19 protein-coding genes and 1 tRNA gene are annotated in these 20,997 nt (G+C 27.3%); 2 read left to right on the forward strand and 18 right to left on the reverse strand.

Going from position 1 to position 20,997, the window contains the following annotated elements:
* Positions 1-36 precede the first annotated feature (36 nt).
* The 11 genes from Q4E08_RS04830 to rsmH all read right to left on the reverse strand — a co-directional run bounded on the left by Q4E08_RS04830 (position 37) and on the right by rsmH (position 11,613).
* A complete protein-coding gene (locus tag Q4E08_RS04830) occupies positions 37-768 on the reverse strand; it encodes a DUF881 domain-containing protein (protein ID WP_303129010.1) in 732 nt (243 codons plus the stop codon).
* A complete protein-coding gene (locus Q4E08_RS04835) occupies positions 765-1,121 on the reverse strand; it encodes a small basic family protein (RefSeq protein ID WP_303129012.1) in 357 nt (118 codons plus the stop codon). Before Q4E08_RS04835 ends, Q4E08_RS04830 begins: the two co-directional genes overlap by 4 nt.
* Positions 1,121-1,858: a DUF881 domain-containing protein gene (locus tag Q4E08_RS04840; RefSeq protein WP_303129014.1), complete on the reverse strand. Its 738-nt coding sequence runs from the start codon at positions 1,856-1,858 to the stop codon at positions 1,121-1,123. The genes Q4E08_RS04835 and Q4E08_RS04840 overlap by 1 nt, the downstream gene beginning before the upstream one ends.
* Positions 1,859-1,874: 16 nt before the next feature.
* On the reverse strand, positions 1,875-2,648 hold the full coding sequence (locus Q4E08_RS04845; RefSeq protein WP_303129016.1) for a cell division protein FtsQ/DivIB: 774 nt from the start codon (positions 2,646-2,648) through the stop codon (positions 1,875-1,877).
* A gap of 137 nt (positions 2,649-2,785) precedes the next feature.
* On the reverse strand, positions 2,786-3,934 hold the full coding sequence (spoVE, locus tag Q4E08_RS04850) for a stage V sporulation protein E (protein WP_303129018.1): 1,149 nt from the start codon (positions 3,932-3,934) through the stop codon (positions 2,786-2,788).
* 25 nt (positions 3,935-3,959) lie between these two features.
* On the reverse strand, positions 3,960-4,940 hold the full coding sequence (gene mraY, locus Q4E08_RS04855) for a phospho-N-acetylmuramoyl-pentapeptide-transferase (RefSeq protein WP_303129019.1): 981 nt from the start codon (positions 4,938-4,940) through the stop codon (positions 3,960-3,962).
* Between the two features lie 46 nt (positions 4,941-4,986).
* On the reverse strand, positions 4,987-6,345 hold the full coding sequence (gene murF / locus Q4E08_RS04860) for a UDP-N-acetylmuramoyl-tripeptide--D-alanyl-D-alanine ligase (protein WP_303129021.1): 1,359 nt from the start codon (positions 6,343-6,345) through the stop codon (positions 4,987-4,989).
* A 13-nt stretch (positions 6,346-6,358) separates the two neighbouring features.
* On the reverse strand, positions 6,359-7,816 hold the full coding sequence (locus Q4E08_RS04865) for a UDP-N-acetylmuramoyl-L-alanyl-D-glutamate--2,6-diaminopimelate ligase (protein ID WP_303129023.1): 1,458 nt from the start codon (positions 7,814-7,816) through the stop codon (positions 6,359-6,361).
* A gap of 105 nt (positions 7,817-7,921) precedes the next feature.
* A complete protein-coding gene (locus tag Q4E08_RS04870; RefSeq protein ID WP_303129024.1) occupies positions 7,922-10,117 on the reverse strand; it encodes a stage V sporulation protein D in 2,196 nt (731 codons plus the stop codon).
* An 88-nt stretch (positions 10,118-10,205) separates the two neighbouring features.
* Complete coding sequence (gene ftsL / locus Q4E08_RS04875; protein ID WP_303129025.1) at positions 10,206-10,640, reverse strand: cell division protein FtsL; 435 nt, start codon at positions 10,638-10,640, stop codon at positions 10,206-10,208.
* Between the two features lie 40 nt (positions 10,641-10,680).
* Positions 10,681-11,613 carry a 16S rRNA (cytosine(1402)-N(4))-methyltransferase RsmH gene (rsmH, locus tag Q4E08_RS04880; RefSeq protein WP_303129026.1) on the reverse strand — a complete coding sequence of 311 codons (933 nt, stop codon included), beginning with the start codon at positions 11,611-11,613 and terminating at the stop codon, positions 10,681-10,683.
* Between the two features lie 274 nt (positions 11,614-11,887).
* Between rsmH and Q4E08_RS04885 the strand changes: the two genes are divergently transcribed.
* Positions 11,888-11,984: transfer RNA gene (locus Q4E08_RS04885), tRNA-Sec, on the forward strand.
* A gap of 66 nt (positions 11,985-12,050) precedes the next feature.
* Here the strand turns inward: Q4E08_RS04885 and ychF are convergent.
* Positions 12,051-13,148, reverse strand: coding sequence for a redox-regulated ATPase YchF (gene ychF / locus Q4E08_RS04890; RefSeq protein ID WP_303129028.1), 1,098 nt, complete (start codon positions 13,146-13,148; stop codon positions 12,051-12,053).
* Positions 13,149-13,313: 165 nt separating this feature from the next.
* On the opposite strand from ychF, the gene pdaA reads away from it, so the two are divergent.
* Positions 13,314-14,114 (forward strand): delta-lactam-biosynthetic de-N-acetylase, encoded by an 801-nt coding sequence (gene pdaA, locus Q4E08_RS04895; protein ID WP_368410162.1) that lies wholly within the window; start codon positions 13,314-13,316, stop codon positions 14,112-14,114.
* A 26-nt stretch (positions 14,115-14,140) separates the two neighbouring features.
* Here pdaA and Q4E08_RS04900 read toward each other — a convergent pair whose 3' ends face one another.
* From Q4E08_RS04900 to Q4E08_RS04925, 6 genes are all read right to left on the reverse strand, one after another.
* A complete protein-coding gene (locus tag Q4E08_RS04900; protein ID WP_303129030.1) occupies positions 14,141-14,785 on the reverse strand; it encodes a cyclodeaminase/cyclohydrolase family protein in 645 nt (214 codons plus the stop codon).
* A 24-nt stretch (positions 14,786-14,809) separates the two neighbouring features.
* Positions 14,810-15,910, reverse strand: coding sequence for a M48 family metallopeptidase (locus Q4E08_RS04905; protein ID WP_303129033.1), 1,101 nt, complete (start codon positions 15,908-15,910; stop codon positions 14,810-14,812).
* A gap of 425 nt (positions 15,911-16,335) precedes the next feature.
* On the reverse strand, positions 16,336-16,938 hold the full coding sequence (locus tag Q4E08_RS04910) for a 50S ribosomal protein L25 (protein WP_303129035.1): 603 nt from the start codon (positions 16,936-16,938) through the stop codon (positions 16,336-16,338).
* Between the two features lie 77 nt (positions 16,939-17,015).
* Positions 17,016-17,453, reverse strand: a complete 438-nt coding sequence (locus Q4E08_RS04915; protein WP_303129036.1) for a DUF523 domain-containing protein — start codon at positions 17,451-17,453, stop codon at positions 17,016-17,018.
* A 59-nt stretch (positions 17,454-17,512) separates the two neighbouring features.
* Positions 17,513-18,463 carry a carbohydrate kinase family protein gene (locus Q4E08_RS04920; RefSeq protein WP_303129038.1) on the reverse strand — a complete coding sequence of 317 codons (951 nt, stop codon included), beginning with the start codon at positions 18,461-18,463 and terminating at the stop codon, positions 17,513-17,515.
* A 172-nt stretch (positions 18,464-18,635) separates the two neighbouring features.
* Positions 18,636-20,996, reverse strand: coding sequence for an endonuclease MutS2 (locus Q4E08_RS04925; protein ID WP_303129039.1), 2,361 nt, complete (start codon positions 20,994-20,996; stop codon positions 18,636-18,638).
* Position 20,997 lies beyond the last annotated feature (1 nt).

Here is a 20,997-nt window from a genome sequence, read left to right on the forward strand (position 1 = left end):
TTTATATATATTTTTTTATATATTTCATATTTTTTATCAATTAGCTACATATTCCTTCATATATTCATTGTGCATTATCTTAGATGTAGCTGGCATAACTATATTTTCTTTTATTTCTATATTAACTGATAATTGTCTAATCATAAGTTCTCTAATATGACTTCCTTCCTCTAATAAAGAAGTTTTCATAACTTCTGGATCGCCTATTGCATATATGTAAAATGGTGCATATTCTGTTGTTTCATCCCCAAAACCCAAAAAAGCCCAATTACATATAACACCACTACCTGGTGTAACTCTATGATTATTTATACTTATAGCTTCCGCCCCTGCTTTTCTTAAATCATTCAAAACTAATGCCATATCATTATCATGAAATATTTTTGATTTAGTTTCAAAATCTGTATCCTTATTTAAATCAATATTTCCATCATTTATTTTTATTAAAAGTCCTGGACCTTGAACTTCTGTAAGTCCTGTTATCATACTATAATCTTTAAGCTGTAATTTCATACTATCTAATATTTTATCTTGTTTTTTATCATCATACTTATATTTATTTATAGTTTCTTGAGTTTTAATATTATTTTCTCTTAAGCTTTCAACCTCTTTATATAAATCTCTCTTTTCATTTATTGCATCTTTATATTGTTTTGCACTTAAGCTTAAATTCCTTTCTATTATTTGATTAAAGTTTATATTAAACGATATAAGCATACCTAAAAATATAGCTGCAATAAAAACTATAAATCCGCCCTTTATTTTCATACCTTTTTCTCGCTATGTCTTGATCTAAGTTTTTCTATCAGTAATCTTCGTATTATTGCGAAATTATTAAATATTCTTCCACCAAATACTATTACTGCTGCAATATAAATAGGTATTCCAAGCTTATCTCCAAGATATGCTAAACCAGCAGCCAATAAAGAATTTCCAAAAAAACCTGAAATAAATATATCAGCTTGAAAACTATTTGATAGATTAGCTCTTATTGCTCCAAAGACAGAATCTAAGCACGCCAATATAGCAACAGACATATACGGTGAAAGCTTATCTGGAATATTTATATCAAATATAAAGCCAAATACTATACCTATTAATAGTCCTATAAATGGTACCATTATTTCTCCTCCTTTTTTTCAACTGGTTTTAAATAATCACTTTTTATAGTTTGAGTTGTTTTATCTATAATTATATTATCACTTTGTTCAACCTCACAATTATAATTTTGAAGTGCTCCAAAATCTAAAGACCCCGGAAAATTCAATCCAACATTTAACCTTGCCTTATCCCCTATTGCTTTTATTGTTATAGGTTCCTTAGGACTAACTTTACCAGCACTTCCAATCCATATATAATTACTTGAATTTTTTATACCAGTTTGTGGAGTTATCCTGTATCCATTTACTGAAATTGCCTCAGCCTTTGAATACCAAAGTAAATTAATAATATGTACTAATTCTTCTTCAGTAATCCCTCTCCCCATTTCTTCTGTATTACTTCCAAATATTGATGTCTTTGGAGTTATCTTTATAGTAACTCCTGGTCCTTTTACATCTACAAGCCCTAATTGCATCCTAGCTGAATCTAATTGGTTTTTTATTTCTTTCCCAACATTGCCTTCTTTTGAAGCTGATTCTTCTAAATTTTTCAATTCTTCTCCTAATGAATTATTTTTCTTTTGAAGTTCTTCCTTTTCCTTCTTTAAACTATCAATTTCTGCAATTATATCACTTTTATTGTAATTGTCTATTCCTGTTTCATTATTTATTTTTAATATTTTAAACTGATATGCTAATAAAAATCCTAATATAGCACATACAGCAGCAATAGAAATCTGTGAAACTGATTTCTTCATTTATATATAACCTCCTCTATTTTCTCTCTCTAATTACAGGAGCTCCTTCAAAACTTACATCTATATATCCATTTTTCATATCAACTTTTTGTTCTTTTAACCCACTTAAAATATTTAGAGCATCATTCATTTTTTTAACTAAATCATCTCCATTTCCAATCCTTACTTCAGTAGTACCAAAATATACTATTATTGAATTAAGATTTGAAACATTAACATTAGTTATATTATGTTTTGTAGTATTTGCTTGTTTTATCTTATACAATTCTTTTAGAAAATCTTCTAACCTTGTATCATCCTTAGTGTCAATATATTTACTTCCTAAAGTTTCATTTCCAGAGTTTAACCCTGTTATTTCTATCAAATTTTTTCCATTTAAATTATTTACTTTTTCTAAAAAAATAAAATCAGAACTTATAATATCATATCCGTTATTAGATTTTACATAATACGCTACATTCTTTTCTGTAATATCAACTTTAAGTGTTGATGGAAACTTTCTTGATATAGAAATTTCATTTATATATGGATCTGATTTAAGTTTTGTTTTTATATCATTACTTTTAACAAAAAATATATTTTCTCCCTTAACACCTTGAAGTTTATCAACTATAAGATTTTTAGAAATTAATTTATTTCCACTTACTTCTATATTCTTTATTAAAAACATATTTGATTTTGTGATAAATAATCCTAATGCAACTAATATTAAAATTAATATAAAAATACTTCGCTTTATCATCCTTTTCCGTCTAGCTTTTTTTATATATCTATTTTCTGATGTTCCCATACATTTACCTATCCTCACATATTTTATATATACATTAATATAATACCATTGTTCATATAAATTTTCATCAAAAAATTCTTAACAAGGAATTAATTATTTTATATTGCCCATTAAAAAACTTAGTAGTGTTATCACTACTAAGCCTTTTTTTCATTTATATTCTTAATCTTTTCTTTGCCTTCAACTTGTCTTGATATATTAAGTAATATACCCATAGCTATTAAGTTGATTACAAGGGATGTTCCTCCATAACTTATAAATGGTAGTGGAACTCCTGTTACTGGCATTGATCCAGTAACAACAGCTATATTTATTATAGATTGTACTGCTATAACGGATGTTATTCCTATAGCTAAAAGACTTCCAAAAGTATCCCTAGCTTTTATAGCAACTCTTATTCCTCTCCAAACAAATACAACAAATAATAATATGATTACTATACAACCTATTAACCCTAATTCTTCTCCTATTATAGAAAATATAAAGTCATTATGTGGCTCTGGCATATAAAGCATCTTTTGTCTTGATTGCCCAAGTCCTAAACCTGTTACTCCACCAGCTCCTAATGCATAGAATGACTGTATTAATTGATATCCATTTCCTGCTGGATCCTTCCAAGGATTTATAAAATTTAACATTCTTGCTCTTCTATACGGTTCTAAAAATGCAAATGCTGCTGCCGCCGCTCCTAAAGTTGGCATAACAAGGCCAAACATATGCTGATTTCTAGCACCTGATGAATATACCATTATAAACGTAACAATCATAATAACTGAAGCTATACTTAAATTTTTCTCAGCAAGTACTAAACCTGCAAATATACCAGCAATTAAAAAGCAAGGAATTACACCTTTTTTTAGACTTTTTACATAATCTCCTTTTCTTTCTAAAAACATTGCTAAATAAAGTACAACTACATATTTTGCAAGTTCTGAAGGTTGAAATGAAAGTGGTCCAAGTTGAATCCATCTTTTTGCTCCATTAACACCCGGAAAAGCAAAAACAGCTAATAATGCTAATATAGTTATTGGGATTAATGGTAGTATTATCTTCTTAAGCTTATGATAATCTACTGACATCATAATCATCATAGATACAACACCTAAAACACTCCATATAAGCTGTCTTTTCAAATAATGCATACTATCATTATTATGAAACATAGCATAATAAGAACTTGCTGAATATACCATTACAACCCCAACAGCAAGTAATAATATTATGGTACAAAACACACCATAATCAATTTCACCCATTCTCTTCCCTTTGGGTCTTAATTTTCTCATACAAAACTTCCTCCGCTATATATTATTAAAGTGATAAACCTCCTATAATACAAAGGATAATAGTTACTAATGAAAATACAAATACTACTTTCTTTTCTGACCAGCCTAATTGTTCAAAATGATGATGAACTGGAGCCATTTTAAATACTCTTTTACCAGTTGTTTTAAATGAAACTACTTGTATTATTACTGATAAAGTTTCGAAAACATATATTCCTCCAACTATTGCAAGAATAATTGGATTCTTTAAAAGTAAAGCTATACTTGCAACAGCACCACCTAATGCTAATGACCCAGTATCACCCATAAATATTTTTGCTGGATATTTATTATATTTTAAGAAACCTAAAAGTGCTCCTATTAAAGCTACACAAAATACTGTTATTTGATAATTACCTTGTGTATAAGACATTATACTAAAGAATATTAAAACTATAACTGTAACACTTGAAGCTAATCCATCTAAACCATCAGTAAGATTTACAGCATTTGTCGCTCCTGCATAATATAAAATTACAAATGGAATATATATTATTCCAAGGTTTAAATCTATTCCTAAGAATGGAATTACTATACTTGTTCCAAGAACATTATAGCTATAATAAGCCATTGCTATTGAAAATAATAAAAGTAATAACATCTTTTGCCATGCTCTTAATCCTAAGTTATTTTTGTGTATTATCTTTAACATATCATCTAAAAATCCAATAAACCCAAAAGCTATCATTGAATATAATATTATCATACCTTCATCTGATAATTTATATCTCATAACAAACATTACAATTGTAACTGATATTATGAATATAACTCCTCCCATTGTTGGAGTACCAGCTTTTTTAAAATGGCTTTTTGGCCCCTCTTCTCTTATGTTTTGGCCAAACTTAAATTTGTGTAGCATTGGTATAAATATTGGTCCTAATACTATTGATATAACAAAACCTAATACTAACGCTAATGCTAATACCATAAATGGACTACTAAAACTACTTAAAAATTCCCCCATCTTTACTACTAAAGAAATCTACTTTAGTAGTTCACCTCCTTCGTTGTTATTTTATATTTTTTAATTCTTCGACTATTTCTTCGAATTTTTCTCCTCTTGATGCTTTAACTAATACTACATCCCCAGGTTTAATAATTGAATTTAAGTCGTTTATTAAATTTACCTTTGTATTATATAATTTTATTTTATCTTTTTCAAAACCTTCTTTGAAATCATCTATATGTTCACCACATGATACAAGTAAATCAACTCTATCTTTTGCATACTCTCCAACTTCTTTATGACATCTATTAGCTTCATCACCTAATTCTCTCATAGTGCCTAGTATTGCAATTTTTCTTTTTCCTTCTCTATTTTTTAATACATCAAGAGCTGCTTTCATAGAATCTGGACTAGCATTATAACAATCATTAATTATTTCTATTCCAAATTCATTTTCTATAAATTCTAATCTCATAGATGTAGCCTCTAAATTTTTAAGACCTTCTTTTATTTCATCTACTGTTAAACCTAATTTATATGATGCAGCAATACCTAGTAAAGCATTTAGAACGTTATGAATACCTACCATTGGTAATGTTATTGTATTCATTTCTCCATTATAGTTAAAATCAAAAGATGTTGTTTCTTTATCTAATTTAATATTTTTAGCAAAATAATTACAATTTTGATTATATCCAATATTTATTATTTCATACATATTGCTATTAACAGTTTGAAGCATATCATCTTCACTATTTAATATAAGAATATTATTTTTATTAAAGAAATCAGTTATTTCCATCTTCGCTTTTAATATATTTTCTCTAGTTTTTAAATTTTCTATATGAGAAACTCCTATATTAGTTATCATAGCAATATCAGGCTTTGCACATTCGGCAAGATTATGAATTTCATTAAAATTACTCATTCCCATTTCAAGAACAGCAACATCAATTGAACTATCAAGTTCTAATACCATAAGTGGAAGTCCTATTTCATTATTAAAATTCCCTTTTGTTTTAAAAACTTTATATTTTCCACTTAAAAACGCACTTACCAAATCTTTAGTAGATGTTTTTCCTGTAGACCCTGTTATGGCAACTACTTTTATTCCTAACTTTTCTCTATATCCTCTTGCAATGCTTAATAAAGCCTTCTTTGTATCTTTAACTTTAATTACAATACCATTTATTTCTTCTTCATTATATAAAACTTCATCAACTATAGCTATTGAAGCACCCTTTTCGAAAGCTTCCTTAACATACTTATTTCCATTAAAATTCTCACCTTTTAATGCTAAAAATATATTATCTTTTTCAATTTTTCTAGTATCAGTTGATAATTTATTGAATTTTTTATTTTTATTATTTAAAATTATTTCTCCTTCGCTATATTTTAGTAACTCCTCAAATGTCATTTCCATAATAACTACACCCCTAGTTCTTTTTTAAAATTTCATCTATTACTTCTCTTTCATCAAAATGAATTGTTTTATCTTTTAAAATTTGATACGTTTCATGACCTTTACCTGCTATAACAATTACATCATCTTTTTTAGCAATATTTATAGCCTTTTCTATAGCTTCGTATCTACTTGTTATTTTAATAAAATTATCTTTATCTATTCCTTGTATTACATCTTTTATAATTAATTCAGGTTCTTCACTTCTTGGATTATCTGATGTAATTATTGCAATATCTGAATAATCTACACCTATTTTTCCCATTTGTGGTCTCTTGACTTTATCCCTATCTCCACCGCAACCAAATACTGATATTAAATTTCCTTTAGTAAATTGTCTTGCAGTTTTTAATATATTTTCTAATCCATCTGGAGTATGTGCATAATCTATTATTATTTCAAATGGAAGATTATACTTTCTAGCTACCCTTTCACATCTACCTGGTACAACTATTTCTTTTAATCCTTTTTTTATATTTTCTAATGATATACCAAGTGAATAACATGCACCAATAGCCCCTAATGCATTATATACGTTATATTCCCCTGGAATAGGAAGTAGAATATTTTTTTCTCTCTCATCTTTAACTTTTAAATCAAATATTATGTCCATACTTTCTAGCTTTTCATTTTCAGCCTTTATATCAGCATTATTTTTTATACTGTAAGTTAAGTAATTATTTATATTTTCTTTTTCTAAATCTTTTGTTATTCTATTACCATATTTATCATCTATATTTATTATACTTACTTCTGTTCTTTCAAACAATTTATATTTTGCTTTATAGTAATTTTCAAATGTTTTATGAAAATCTAAATGATCTCTTGTTAAATTAGTAAAGATTGAAGTTTTAAACTTCACTCCATAAACTCTATCTAATTCTAAAGAATGTGAAGATACTTCCATAACACAATATTTAACACCTTCGTTTACCATATTACAAAATAATTCTTGTAACTCCAATGATTCTGGTGTTGTTCTTTCTGATTTTATTTGCTTATCCCCTATGTAGTTAGCAATAGTTCCTATAAGTCCTACCTTTTCTCCTAAACTTTCTAATATACTTTTTATCATAAAGGCTGTTGTAGTTTTACCATTAGTTCCTGTTATACCTATTATTTCTAATTTTTCAGAAGGTCTTCCATAGTAATTAGCTCCTATACTTGCAAGTGCTTTTCTTGTATCATCAAATTTTATTATTGTAACATCTTCATTTATATTTATTTCATCTTGACAAATAATAACTTTAGCACCTTTTTTTATTGCACTATCTACAAATTTATGTCCATCACTTTCAAATCCCTTTATACATACAAAAACATCTTTATCTTGTACTTTTCTACTATCATAGTTAATTTTATTTATTTCTCTATCTATATCCCCTTTTATTAATTTATAATTTAACCCATCTAATAATTTAGCTAAATTCATTTAATCATCTCCTTTAATAATATGCACTTTACTTAGCTATAATTACATTTACTCTTTAAAATAGCATGTAAGGATAACCCTTACATGCTATAACAATTAAAGAATCTAATCTTTATAATCTGAATTTAATGTTAACTTAACACTAGTTCCCTTATTAATTAATTCTCCACTAGGTACATTTTGATCAGTTACTTTGCCTTCACCTTCAAAAATAGCAGATATTCCAAGACCTTTTAAAAGATTTGATGCAGCATCTTTTGAGTACCCTCTAACATCAGGCATTATAACAGCTTCTTTGTTATTATCATTTCCATTAGTATATAATGTTACCTTAGTACCTTCCTTAACTGAATAGCCTGGATATGGTTTAACACTCTTTACTGTTGTTCCATTTCCTTCTATATTATAATCTAACTTTGAATCTTTTAAAATCTTTTTAGCCTCTTCAATACTTTTACCTCTTACTTCTGGTATTATAGCATCTCTAATTATAGCTGAATCATTCTCTTTAGAAAAGTCACTTTCTAAATAATTAAAAATATCAGTAAATAAAGATTTTGCCACAGGACTTGTTACAACCCCAGCATAATATGCTCCATTACTTGGTTCATCAATTGTTATCATAACTGTTATCTTTGGATCACTAACTGGAGCCATACCTACAAATGAAGATATATATTTACCTTGTTCATAAGTACCATTCTCTGGATTAACCTTTTGAGCAGTACCAGTTTTTCCACCAATATGATATCCTTCTATAAATGTACCCTTTGCAGAACCTGCTGTAACAACTCTTTCTAAGTATTGTCTAAGTTGTGCTGTAGTCTCTTTATCTGAAACAGCCTTCTCTGTTGGCTCAAACTTTCTATCTACTACCTCAACTCCACTATCATCTTTATGAGTTATTTCTTTCATAATATGAGGTTGTATTAATGTACCACCATTTGCAATAGCATTAAAGGCAGACATATATTGAACAGAATTTACAGTATTAGTTTGTCCAAATGATATTGTAGCTAAATCTGTTGCTGAAATATTTTTAGGATTCTTTATTATTCCTGATGCTTCTCCAGGAAGGTCTATACCGCTTTTTTTACCAAATCCATATTTATCAATATATTTATATAATTTATCTTTACCAATCTTTTCACCAAGTTCCATAAATCCTACGTTACATGAATTTTGAATTATTTCAGGAAATGTCAACTTACCATGTCCTGTAGTTTTCCAACATTTTATTTTTCTTTTTCCAAATGTTAAACCTCCGTTACATACAAATGTATCGTCTGGTTTTACAACACCTTCTTGCATAGCAGCAATTGCCGTTATTACTTTAAAAATTGAACCTGGTTCAAATGTATCATTTACAAGTCTATTTCTCCACATTTTTTGAACTTTATCATACTCTGTTTTTCCTGTAAATTTATCAGCACCTTCAAAAGGATTATTAGGGTTAAAATCTGGCTTATTTGCCATAGCTAATATTTCACCATTTTTAGGATTAAATACTAAAACTGATGTTGCTTTTGCCTTATTATCCTTTAAAGCTTTTTCTGCTGCCTTTTCTGCAAAAAACTGAATATTTTCATCTATAGTTAAAACAACATCTTTTCCTTCAACTGGAGGAACAAATTTTGATATTGTATATGGTAAATCATTACTCTTACTATCTAATTCTGCAATTCTCATTCCTGGTATTCCTGATAATTCTTTATTATATTGAAGTTCTACTCCCGTTAATCCTTGACCATCTATATTAGTACTACCTAAAAGATGAGCTGCAAAATTATTATTTGGATAATATCTCTTTGTATCTGGTGAAACTATAACACCATGTATTTTTAAATCTTTAACTTTATCAGCTTGGTCTTTTTCTATTCTTCTCACTAAAGTTGCTGATCCAGCTGGAGCACCACTTGGTAATTTAGTTTCAAGTTTCTTTAAAACATCAGCTTCTTTCATATTAAGAGCTTCTGCTATTTTAGGTGCTATTTGACTATTTGTTAATTCATTATCTTTTAAATATGCTCTTATAGAATTTAAATCAAAATCTACTCTATATACATTTGCTGAAACAGCAAGTTCTGATCCATTTCTATCTAATATTCTTCCTCTTCTTGCATCAATCTTAACTTCACTTGTCCATTGTTCTTCAGCTCTTGCTTCATAATCTTGTCTTTTAACAATCATTATATAAGATAATCTAATTGTCAAAACTACAAATATTAATGTTAAAAAACCTACAACGACTCCAATCCTTTTTCTAGTTAGAGCTCTATCAACAAAGCCTCTTTTTTTCACTTTAACTCCTCCGTATAATTGCTAAAACACTTTGGATGCACTTTAAAATATTGAAAGTGCATCCAAATATTTTTTAAACTCTTTAAATCTATCTTGCTAGTCTATTTAAACAATCTTTTGATAAATCGATATTTACCTTATCAGCTTTAGCTGGTGGAATCATACCTAATTTACTTTTTGCTTTTTCCTCTATTCCTTTAAGTGATGAATGTTTCAATAAATCTACCCTTAATGCTTCATTTTCATTGTTTACAACTTTTATTTCATTACTTATATTTCCAACCTGTGTTTGTAAATTATAAACTTTTGTATCTCTCCAAATTGTAGCAACCCCTAAAACAAATATAACTAATGCAACTTGAATAGTTGAATTTATTTTTTTCTTTTTTTGTAACGTAGCTAATTTTTTCTTTTTATTGTTTTTTTGATTCTTTCTTTGCTTATCTTTTTTTATGTCATCGTATTTTCTTTGAGGTTTTACTGCAGTATTCCCTCTAACATAATCAAAATCCTTCACTATCACTTTATTCACATCCCCTTAAAATTATAACATAATATTTTAATTATAGCTTTTCAATAACTCTAAGCTTTGCACTTCTACTTCTTGGATTTTCAGTAACTTCTTCTTTGCTTGGCTCTATTGCCTTTCTACTTACTAATTTAACAGTTGGTTTCTTTCCACAAACACATATAGGAAACTCTTTAGGACATTTACATGGATTTGCAAGATCTCTAAATTTCAACTTAACTATTCTATCTTCTAAAGAATGGAATGTTATTATAGCCATTCTGCCACCCTTATTTAATCTTTCAACTCCATCTTCTATAGCCTTATTTAATATTCTTAATTCTCCATTAACTTCTATTCTTATCGCTTGAAAAGTTCTTTTTGCTGGATGAGGTCCCTCTCTTCTAGCTTTCGCTGGTATTGCACTTTTTATTATGTCAACTAATTCTAAAGTTGTATTTATAGGACCTTCTGACCTTCTCTCTACTATAAAATTAGCAATTCTTTTTGCAAACTTTTCTTCTCCATAATCTTTTATAATTTTAAATAATTCTTCTTCACTATATTCATTTACAACATTATATGCTGAAAATTCATTATCTCTATTCATTCTCATATCTAAAGGTGCATCTTGCATATAGCTAAAACCTCTTTCACCTTCATCTAATTGATATGATGATACTCCTAAGTCCATTAATATTCCGTCTACATTTCCTATATTTAAACTATCTATTATCTCACCTATATTGTAAAAGTTATTGTGAACTAATATTTTATTATTATATTGTTCTAGTCTTTTTGATGCAGCTTTTAATGCATCTTTATCTTGATCTATTCCAATTAAAAGTCCGTCTTTATCTAATCTTTTAATTATTTGAGATGAATGTCCAGCTCCACCTAGTGTGCAATCAACATATTTACCATCTTTTTTTATATTTAACCCTTCTAAACATTCATTTAAAAGAACTGAAATGTGTTTAAATTCCATATATTATTCTCCTCTTTTTGCTGTAATTTAAGCTACTAAATTATATAAAATTAATTAACAGTTTATACTATTCTGTTTGAACTTATTTTTAATACATATTTTCACTTTCTCTATTATACTTTACATTTATTTTTATATACTTTCAACTACTATATTCTATTTTTAGCTATTTATTTATAGTTATTCTATAATTATTATTAATTTCCTTCATTTAAAAGTATATTTTTCAATAGTTTGACTTTTAATTATATTTTTTATAAAATAGTTCTATTAAGGGAATAGATAAGTTCTGGTGTACTTACCGGTCTTCAACACCGAGTTGTGGCGCTAATACCGTCATAGGTAGGTTCGATTCCTACATATTCCCGCCATAAATTTAAAATATAACTATAAAAAAGGTGGAGAATATTCTCCACCTTTTTTATAGTTATATTTTATTAAACATTAAATCTAAAGTTTACAACATCTCCGTCTTTCATAACATACTCTTTACCTTCTAATCTGAAAAGACCTTTTTCTTTAGCTGCAGCTTCTGATCCACATTCTACTAAGTCATCATATGAAACAACTTCTGCTCTAATAAATCCTCTTTCAATATCTGAATGAATTTTTCCAGCAGCTTGTGGTGCTTTAGTACCTTGTCTTATAGTCCATGCTCTTACTTCTTGAACACCAGCTGTTAAATAACTTATAAGTCCTAATAATTTATAACCTTCTCTTATAAGTTGATCAAGTCCTGATTCACTTAAACCATATTCACCAAGCATTTCTTCTTTTTCTTCATCTTCAAGTCCTGATAGTTCTTCTTCTATTTTAGCACTTACTATAACTATACCTGAATTTTCATTTGTAGCATATTCTTCTACTTTTTTCACGTATTCATTATGAGTGTTTCCACTTACTACGTCGTCCTCTGAAACATTACAAGCATATAATACAGGCTTTGATGTTATTAAGAATAAAGTTTTTATAAATGCTGCTTCATCTTCATTAACGTCTAAAGTTCTAACAGGTAAATTATTTTCTAAGTGAGCTTTAACTTTTTCCATTATCTCATATTCAGCTTTAGCTGTTTTATCTCCTGATCTTACAAGCTTAACAGCCTTTTCCATTCTTCTCTCTAAAACCTCTAAATCTGAGAATATAAGCTCTAAATTTATTGTTTCTATATCTCTTATAGGATCTACTGAACCTTCAACGTGAACAACATTTCCATCATCAAAACATCTAACCACATGAACTATAGCAGCTACTTCTCTTATATGTGATAAAAATTTATTTCCTAATCCTTCACCCTTTGAAGCTCCTTTAACTAATCCAGCTATATCATAAAATTCTATTGAAGTATATACTTTTCTTTTCGTATTATACATTTTTTCTAATACATCTAATCTTTTATCTGGGACACTAACTACTCCAACATTTGGCTCTATAGTACAGAATGGGTAGTTTGCTGACTCCGCTCCTGCCTTTGTTATAGCATTAAATAAAGTACTCTTACCAACATTCGGTAAACCTACGATTCCTAACTTCATTATGTACATTCCTTTCTAACTTTTACTTATACCCATAAATTATACTCTACATAATATTAATTTTCAACTTTTGAATTTTTTATCATTAAATCTTAAATATTACCATGTTTATTTTTTAAAATTTTCCTAATACTAATTATGACCTTTAAGAAAGGAGGTTTTATATTGAAAAAGCATTTTAAAAAGCTTTTATTTATTTTTTCATTTATTTTAACTTTATTAGTAAGCGCTACACCTTTAGCCTTTTCTTCTAATGATAATACTGAATTTAATTGGTACTTTGTTTCTAGAGAAAAAAATAAAACTCCTGAAGCACCAAAAGAATCAGCAACATTTTTAAAAGATAGTAATTCTTTTTATGTTGGAGATACAACAAAAAAAGAATTATATTTAACATTTGATGAAGGATATGAAAAAGGAAACACAGAAGAAATTTTAGACATATTAAAATCCTTAAATGTAAAAGCAGCTTTTTTCGTTGTTAAACCTTATATAACTTCTCATGCTAGTACAGTTACTAGAATGGTTAAAGAAGGGCATTTAGTTTGTAATCATACAAATACACATCCATCAATGGCAAGTATAACAGATGTTTCTAAATTTAATGAGGAAATAAATAGTGTAAATGAAGCTTACAAAGAACTTATTGGTGAAGATATGCCGAAATTCTTTAGACCACCTATGGGAAAATACTCTAAAAGCTCGTTAGATAAAACATCTGCGTTAGGTTACAAAACAATTTTTTGGAGTTTTGCATATAGAGATTGGTTAGTTAATGATCAACCAAATCCTGAATTTGCTATGAAAAAAATTAAAAATGGTGTCCATCCAGGATGTATAATGTTATTACATGCTGTATCTGATACAAATACAAAAATATTGAAAGATTTAATTATATCTTTACAACAAGATGGTTATGAATTTAAAACTTTAAATGATTTACCAGATAAAATGATTATAGAGTGAAGTTAAAACTTCACTCTATAATCATTTTAAGAAAATATATAATTATTTACATCTTTTAATATTTTATTTTTATATTCCTTAGATTTATTTAAAATATCTTCTAACTCTAATTTTATTTCATCAAAATATTCCTCATCCTTTAATGAATTTAAATTAACTTTCACATTTATTATAGAACTTTCTATAGCTGAATGTAATAAACTTGCTGAAACTCCAGCATCTGATATAAGCATTTTATTACCATATTTTATTGCAAATTCTATATTTTCATAAAATTTAATACATTCTCTACAAACTTTAAGAGGTGATATCATAGCTTCATATGTTTTAGCTTTTAATTCAGATTTTCTGTACTCTTTTTCTTCATCTGTATTTTTAGGGAGTTTATAGCATTTCATTAAGTTATTGAAACAAGTTCTATCTTCCTCCATAAAATTTACACAATTTGAAATAAAATTGTTACATTCATTTTCAAATTTTATCATTTCTTGTTTTTTCTCTTCAGTTAATATTTCAAATGACTTTTTATTTATTGTAAGTGAGTATACCATATTATTCAAGCATCCTGCCAATGCTCCTACAAATGCTGCAGTACTTCCTCCTCCTGGAGATGGAGCATCTGAAGCTAATTCATTTACAAATTCTTGTATTTTATAATCTTTAAATAACATTTGACTCCTCCTTAAAAGCTATATTTAATTATCTTTTTCATTTTCTAATAATTTTTCAATCTTTTTAACAATTTCATCTTCACTATTTAATTTTTTTGCAATTTCTAAATGTAATTTTGCTTCTTTAATATTACCAATATTTAAGTAACACATTATTATGTTTGTGCAAATTTCAACTTCTTTTGAAGCTTCAAAAGCTTTTTTAAAATATTGTATTGCTAAATTATATTCTCCTATACAAGCATAATTTAATCCAAGCTCATTTACAACTTCAAGTATTCCGCTTTCTATTTTTATACTTTCACATAAATAATATATAGCTTTATCATGTTTACCTAATTTTCTAAAGCAAACACCTAAGTAATAATATATTAATGGATTACTATCAAATTTATCTACTAATGATAAAAATAATTCAATAGATTTTTCTGGCTCAGTTTCAACTAACTCCACAGCCTTTTCATATGTTGTTACATTTTCTATATCATCCATAAGCATTTCTATTTCAGAAGTTTGTTCTCCACCTCTTCTTAAATACTCATTGATTTCTACCTTAGCTCCAACATAATCATTTTTATCTTTTAATATTATTGCTTTATATAAATAAGGTTCTTTCATATTTCCAAATAGTTTTTTAGCTTCTTCTATATCTTCTAGTAAAATCTCTTCAAAAGCCTTGTCTTTCTCTCTTAAATTAACACCTAGAAGAAGCAACTTTTCCATATATTCTTCCTTTTCTTCAAAATCAAGTAATCCTTTTAATATAAGATAAGCATCATCTAATCTATCCTCTTTAACTCTTTGTGCTACTAAACTTTTTCCACATTCTTCACTTTGAGGTATTTGCATAAGTAATATATTATAATCATCTGCATATTTTATATTTCTATCAGCTCCTAAAGTTAAAAGCATACCTTCTACAAAATAATATATAGGTAAATTTTCTATTTTTATTTTATCATCTATATTACTTGTTATGTATTCAGAACTTATTGGTACAAATAACTCCTTACTATTAAATGAAATATATTCTGGTATATTTAGTATATTTTTAAATCCTTCCTTATCAATCTCTAAGAATAAAAGCTTTCCTAATTTCTCTTTAAATACTGCTTTATAATCCATTTGTTCACCACCTATATAAAAATATCGCTACCACCTATATAAGATGATAGCTTAAATTTCAACTTATTTTTAATTAAGCTTATACATTTTCTTTAAATATAATATATAATTTTACTATATATAAAAATTATTTTTAAAAAACATATTTTTATTACTCTTAATAGTTTTAAATTTTAATATAAAATATAATATATTTTCAAGTATAAATTTTAACATATTTATATTAAGTAGTTCAATGTTAGTTTTTATATTTTAAATTAAAAGTTTTTAAAACTCTATCTTGAATCATATTTAATATTTATTTTATATAGTAAAAATTTTACTAATAAAATAATAAAGTTATTTTTTATACCTTGTTTAAGTAAAGTAATTTAGTATAAATAAATAAACGGAGGTAAATCCTCCGCTTAAATAAAAATTTACTTTTATTTATTTTTTTCTGAATTGTTAGCTTTTTGTTCTTCATCCATTAAATCTGATGTTAACTTTCTTTCATTTGATATTGAAGCCATAACAGAATTTAAATCATCTAAAATATTAAGTTCCTCTGCAATTTCTAAATCACAAACTCTAAATACATCTCCATTCATTCCCTTTGACACATCAAATTTAATTGATTTTGGAATAGAGTTTAAATCACATGAAACTTTTATTGAATCTTTTTCTTTTTGTAAAACTGCCCCTTTATTATTTAAATATTTTTCTCCTAAATATTGTATTGGTACTTCCGTTTCAATATTTTGATTAGAGCTTATAAGTTCTAAATCTAAATGTATTATTTCATGATTTACAGGTTCCCTCTGAACTTCTTTTATTAACGCATCTCTTTTATTTCCATTAATATTTAAACTTAAAACTCCATGTTCCCCAACATTTGCTACTTCTCTACAAAGTTCTAAAGAAGATACCTCAAACATAAAATTTTTCATTTCTTTTCCATAAACTACTCCAGGCACTAACCCCTTATTTCTAGTTTTTCTACCACTATGAGTAACTCTTTTTCTTTCAGTTATATTTAGTTCTGCCATAATAAATACCTCCTATTTTTATTGAAACTCTTTTTAATTATTCCTAAAATAGATAGTATTTATACTACTAATTTATATTAAATATTTTCTGGTATATTATTTTCTGAAAAAACTTCTATTCCATTTTCAATAAATTTTTTTGCTGTAACTCCAAAACCATTAATTTTATTATTTGTAAATGTTCCATCATATATAAAATTACTTCCACAAGATGGACTACCATCTTTTAATATTGCAAATTTTGCATTTATAAGTTTTGCAAGTTTAAAAGCCTCTTCTGCACCTTTATTAAAGTTTTCCGTCAAATCTTCACCTAATTTATTAATAACTGTAAGATTTCCTTCTTTTTTTATAATTTCACAAGGTATTCTAGGAGTGCTTAATCCCCCTAATTGTTCAGGACATACTAAAATCGCTTTCCCTTCTTTAAATAAATTTAAACATTTTTCATTTTTATTATTTTTACCATTATATTTACAATTACACCCACAAAGGCATGCGCTTATTATAATCACTTTACCACTCTCCTATCTATAAAAATAGCTAAAGGATTTACCTTTAGCTATTTTTATAATTAATATGTATTTTCTTCCCACTCAATTTTGTTCAGATATACATCTACATAGTCATTACTCATTTTAGGATTTATAGTATCTTCATGGGAAATAGTTATTGTTGACATTGCAATTGCATATTTAACGGTATCCTTTAATGATAATCCATTCATATATCCATATCCAACTCCTGCGACAAATGAATCACCAGCTCCAGTTGTATTTTTAACTTTAACTTTTTTAGCTTTTATTTTTCCAACTTCTACTCCATTTGTATAATATATGCCATCTGCATCTAAACTTATAAATATATTTTTTACTCCTTGATCTAAAAAGTATTTTCCTGCTCTTTCTAAATCATCTTTAGTTTTTATTTCAAAACCACAAAGTATTTCAGCTTCATATCTATTTGGCTTTATTGTGTGGAAATATTTAATTAAATGTTTTATATTTCTAGCTTTAGCCGCTGATACTGGATCTAATATAAATTTTGTTTTTCCTTCATATTTTTTAAGTATATATTCAAGTAATTCTGCATCATCAGCATCAAGTATAGTGTATTCTGCAGCCTCTATTATGTGACTTTTAGAATCAATAAAATCAGTATCCATTTCATCTAAACTTTCCATGTCAACTACTGCTGATACCATATCACCTGTATGGTCTAAAATAGCCATGTATGTTGGAGTACATCCGCCTTCAAGTATTAACGAATCTTCCATATTGTAACCTATCATTTTTGAATGTGATAAAATATTTCTACCATTTTCATCATCACCTATAGTTGATATAAACTTAGTTCTAACTCCAACCCTTGCAAGATTTTCTGCAATATTTCTACAAACACCACCAAGTGATATTTTAATATTTCCCGGATTAGAGTCTTTTCCTTTATATGTATTTCTACTAAAGCCTAATATATCAACTATGGATGCTCCAATAACTAGTACATAAGAATCTTTTTCTATCATATTATCTCTCCTGTTTCCATTTCCCATTATTATAAAAAAATCTATCATCATTATAAGTTACAAAAAGAAAAAAATAAAGAATAATTATTTAATTTTTTTTAAATAACACAATGTAAAGGTTTATTTGTATTATTTTTATGTTAAAATCATAGATTATTTATGAACTTAGTGTTTACTTTAATATAACTACAGTGACTCCATCTCCCCCTTCACCATACACTCCTAATCTATGTGACTTTACATGAGGATGTCTCTTTAACATATCATTTATAGCTTTTCTAAGTATTCCTGTTCCTTTACCATGAACTATTGTAACTTCACCTAAATTAGCCATATAAGCATCATCTAAATATTTATCCGCTCTATAACATGCTTCTTCTGCATCTAACCCTCTAAGATCTACTCTTGATGATACAGAACTTAAATTTAATTTCACTTCCCTCTTTTTCTTTTCTTTTTTCTTTGTATTAGGATTATTTATAGCTCTTAGATCTTTAGCTTTAGCTGTTATTTTCATTATGCCTGCCTCTACTAAAACTTCACCTTTATTATCTGGAAGAGATAATACTGTTACATTCTGATTCAATGATGGAAGATATGCCTCCATTCCAAGTTTTATATTTTTTATTTCTTCTCCTTTTTGTTCTTTTTGCTTATAAATTTCATTTTCTTTATTTTCTAAACTTTCTCTAAGTTTTCTTCTCTCTTCTTCAAGCCTACTTCTTCCACCGCCTGATATTCCTAACTTTTCAAGTTCCCTCATAGCTTTTAATATATCATCAGCTTCTTCTTTTGCATCTGATATTATATTTTTCGCTTCTTGCCTTGCTTCCATATAAACTTTATCTCTAGTTTTATCTAACTTCTTAAGTTTTTCTTCAAATTTTTTCTTTAATTCATTAGCTTCTTCTTTTATTTTTAAAGCTTCTCTAGCATCTCTTTTAGCTATTATACTTTTTTCTTGAAGTTCTCTTATTAAATCTTCAAATTGTAGGTTTTCATTAGATATAAATTCTTTTGCAGAATTTATTACATCTTCATTTAATCCTAATCTTCTTGATATTTCAAAAGCATTAGATTTACCTGGAACACCTATTAAAAGTCTATATGTTGGCTTTAATGTTTTTACATCAAATTCAACTGAAGCATTCTCTACATCTTTATTTTTAAGAGCATATCCTTTAAGTTCACTATAATGGGTAGTTGCAATAACTTTAGTTCCTCTAGCTTTTAAATTATCTATTATTGCAGCAGCAAGTGCAGCTCCTTCTGTTGGATCTGTTCCTGCACCTAATTCATCAAAAAGCACTAAAGATTCTTTAGTTGCTTTCTTCATTATATCTACTATATTAGTCATATGCGATGAAAATGTTGAAAGAGATTGTTCTATACTTTGTTCATCACCTATATCTGCAAATATTTCTTTATAATATGCAATAGTTGAACCTTCCTTAGCAGGTATTAAAAGTCCAGACATTCCCATAAGATGTATTAATCCTACTGTTTTTAATGTTACTGTTTTACCTCCTGTATTAGGTCCAGTAATCATTATTACATTATATTCATCACCTAAATATATATCTGAAGATATAACTTCTTTTGGATTTATAAGTGGGTGCCTTGCACTTATAATATCAAATCTTCCATCATCACTAACATTAGGATAAGTCCCATCAATACTAGATGCATATGCACCTTTAGCAAATATAAAATCTAATTTACCTAATATTTCATTATTGCTTTTACATATATTTATATTGTTTGCTATTTTAAGTGACAAATCTTGAAGTATTCTTTCTATCTCAGCCTTTTCTTTTAACATAAGCTCCTTAATTTCATTATTTAAATTAACAAGACTCATAGGCTCTATAAAAAGAGTTGCTCCTGTTGAACTTTGATCATGTACAATACCTGGCACCTGACCTTTATATTCTACCTTTACAGGTAAAACATATCTTTCACCTCTCATAGTATAAAGAGTTTCTTGAAGATATTTTGAATAACTTCTAACAATACTATTTATCTTTTCTCTAACTGAAGAATTTTTTTCTTTTAAATTTCTTCTCAAACTTCTTAAAGTGGCAGATGCCCTGTCACTTATTTCATCTTCTGATACAATTGCTCTTTCTATATAATCTTCCAAATCCTTTAAAGGTTCCAATATATATGCTAAATCTTCAATTCTTTCAAAAGCTAATTCTTCTTCTTCTCTTTTAACATACTCTTTAAATCTTCTAGAACACTTTAACATATTGCCAACTCTTAATATTTGTCCAGCTGATAATACTCCACCCTTTCCAGCTCTTTCTATAGCTTCTCTTACATCATATAACCCTTCAAAAGGTGGTGCTCCCTTTGAAACTAACATATCAAGTGCTTCTTTTGTTTCCTTTAATGCCATTTCCATCTCATATTTAGTTTCATAAGGAACAAGTTCATCTATAATCTTTCTTCCCATTTGTGTTTTAGAATATTTTTTTAAATTTTCCTTTACTTTTTTAAATTCTAATACTCTAAATGTTCTATCATTCATC

The organism is Clostridium sp., from assembly GCF_030532265.1.
Lineage (GTDB): Bacteria > Bacillota > Clostridia > Clostridiales > Clostridiaceae > Clostridium.

Coding starts and splice junctions, on each gene's coding strand:
- murF (WP_303129021.1), bottom strand. CDS start 6,345: ATGGAAATGACATTTGAGGAGTTACTAAAATATAGCGAAGGAGAAATA.
- Q4E08_RS04865 (WP_303129023.1), bottom strand. CDS start 7,816: ATGAATTTAGCTAAATTATTAGATGGGTTAAATTATAAATTAATAAAA.
- Q4E08_RS04845 (WP_303129016.1), bottom strand. CDS start 2,648: ATGGGAACATCAGAAAATAGATATATAAAAAAAGCTAGACGGAAAAGG.
- spoVE (WP_303129018.1), bottom strand. CDS start 3,934: ATGAGAAAATTAAGACCCAAAGGGAAGAGAATGGGTGAAATTGATTAT.
- Q4E08_RS04840 (WP_303129014.1), bottom strand. CDS start 1,858: ATGAAGAAATCAGTTTCACAGATTTCTATTGCTGCTGTATGTGCTATA.
- Q4E08_RS04835 (WP_303129012.1), bottom strand. CDS start 1,121: ATGGTACCATTTATAGGACTATTAATAGGTATAGTATTTGGCTTTATA.
- Q4E08_RS04920 (WP_303129038.1), bottom strand. CDS start 18,463: ATGATAGAAAAAGATTCTTATGTACTAGTTATTGGAGCATCCATAGTT.
- rsmH (WP_303129026.1), bottom strand. CDS start 11,613: ATGGAATTTAAACACATTTCAGTTCTTTTAAATGAATGTTTAGAAGGG.
- ychF (WP_303129028.1), bottom strand. CDS start 13,148: ATGAAGTTAGGAATCGTAGGTTTACCGAATGTTGGTAAGAGTACTTTA.
- Q4E08_RS04830 (WP_303129010.1), bottom strand. CDS start 768: ATGAAAATAAAGGGCGGATTTATAGTTTTTATTGCAGCTATATTTTTA.
- Q4E08_RS04905 (WP_303129033.1), bottom strand. CDS start 15,910: ATGGATTATAAAGCAGTATTTAAAGAGAAATTAGGAAAGCTTTTATTC.
- Q4E08_RS04910 (WP_303129035.1), bottom strand. CDS start 16,938: ATGGCAGAACTAAATATAACTGAAAGAAAAAGAGTTACTCATAGTGGT.
- mraY (WP_303129019.1), bottom strand. CDS start 4,940: ATGGGGGAATTTTTAAGTAGTTTTAGTAGTCCATTTATGGTATTAGCA.
- Q4E08_RS04925 (WP_303129039.1), bottom strand. CDS start 20,996: ATGAATGATAGAACATTTAGAGTATTAGAATTTAAAAAAGTAAAGGAA.
- Q4E08_RS04900 (WP_303129030.1), bottom strand. CDS start 14,785: ATGTTATTTAAAGATTATAAAATACAAGAATTTGTAAATGAATTAGCT.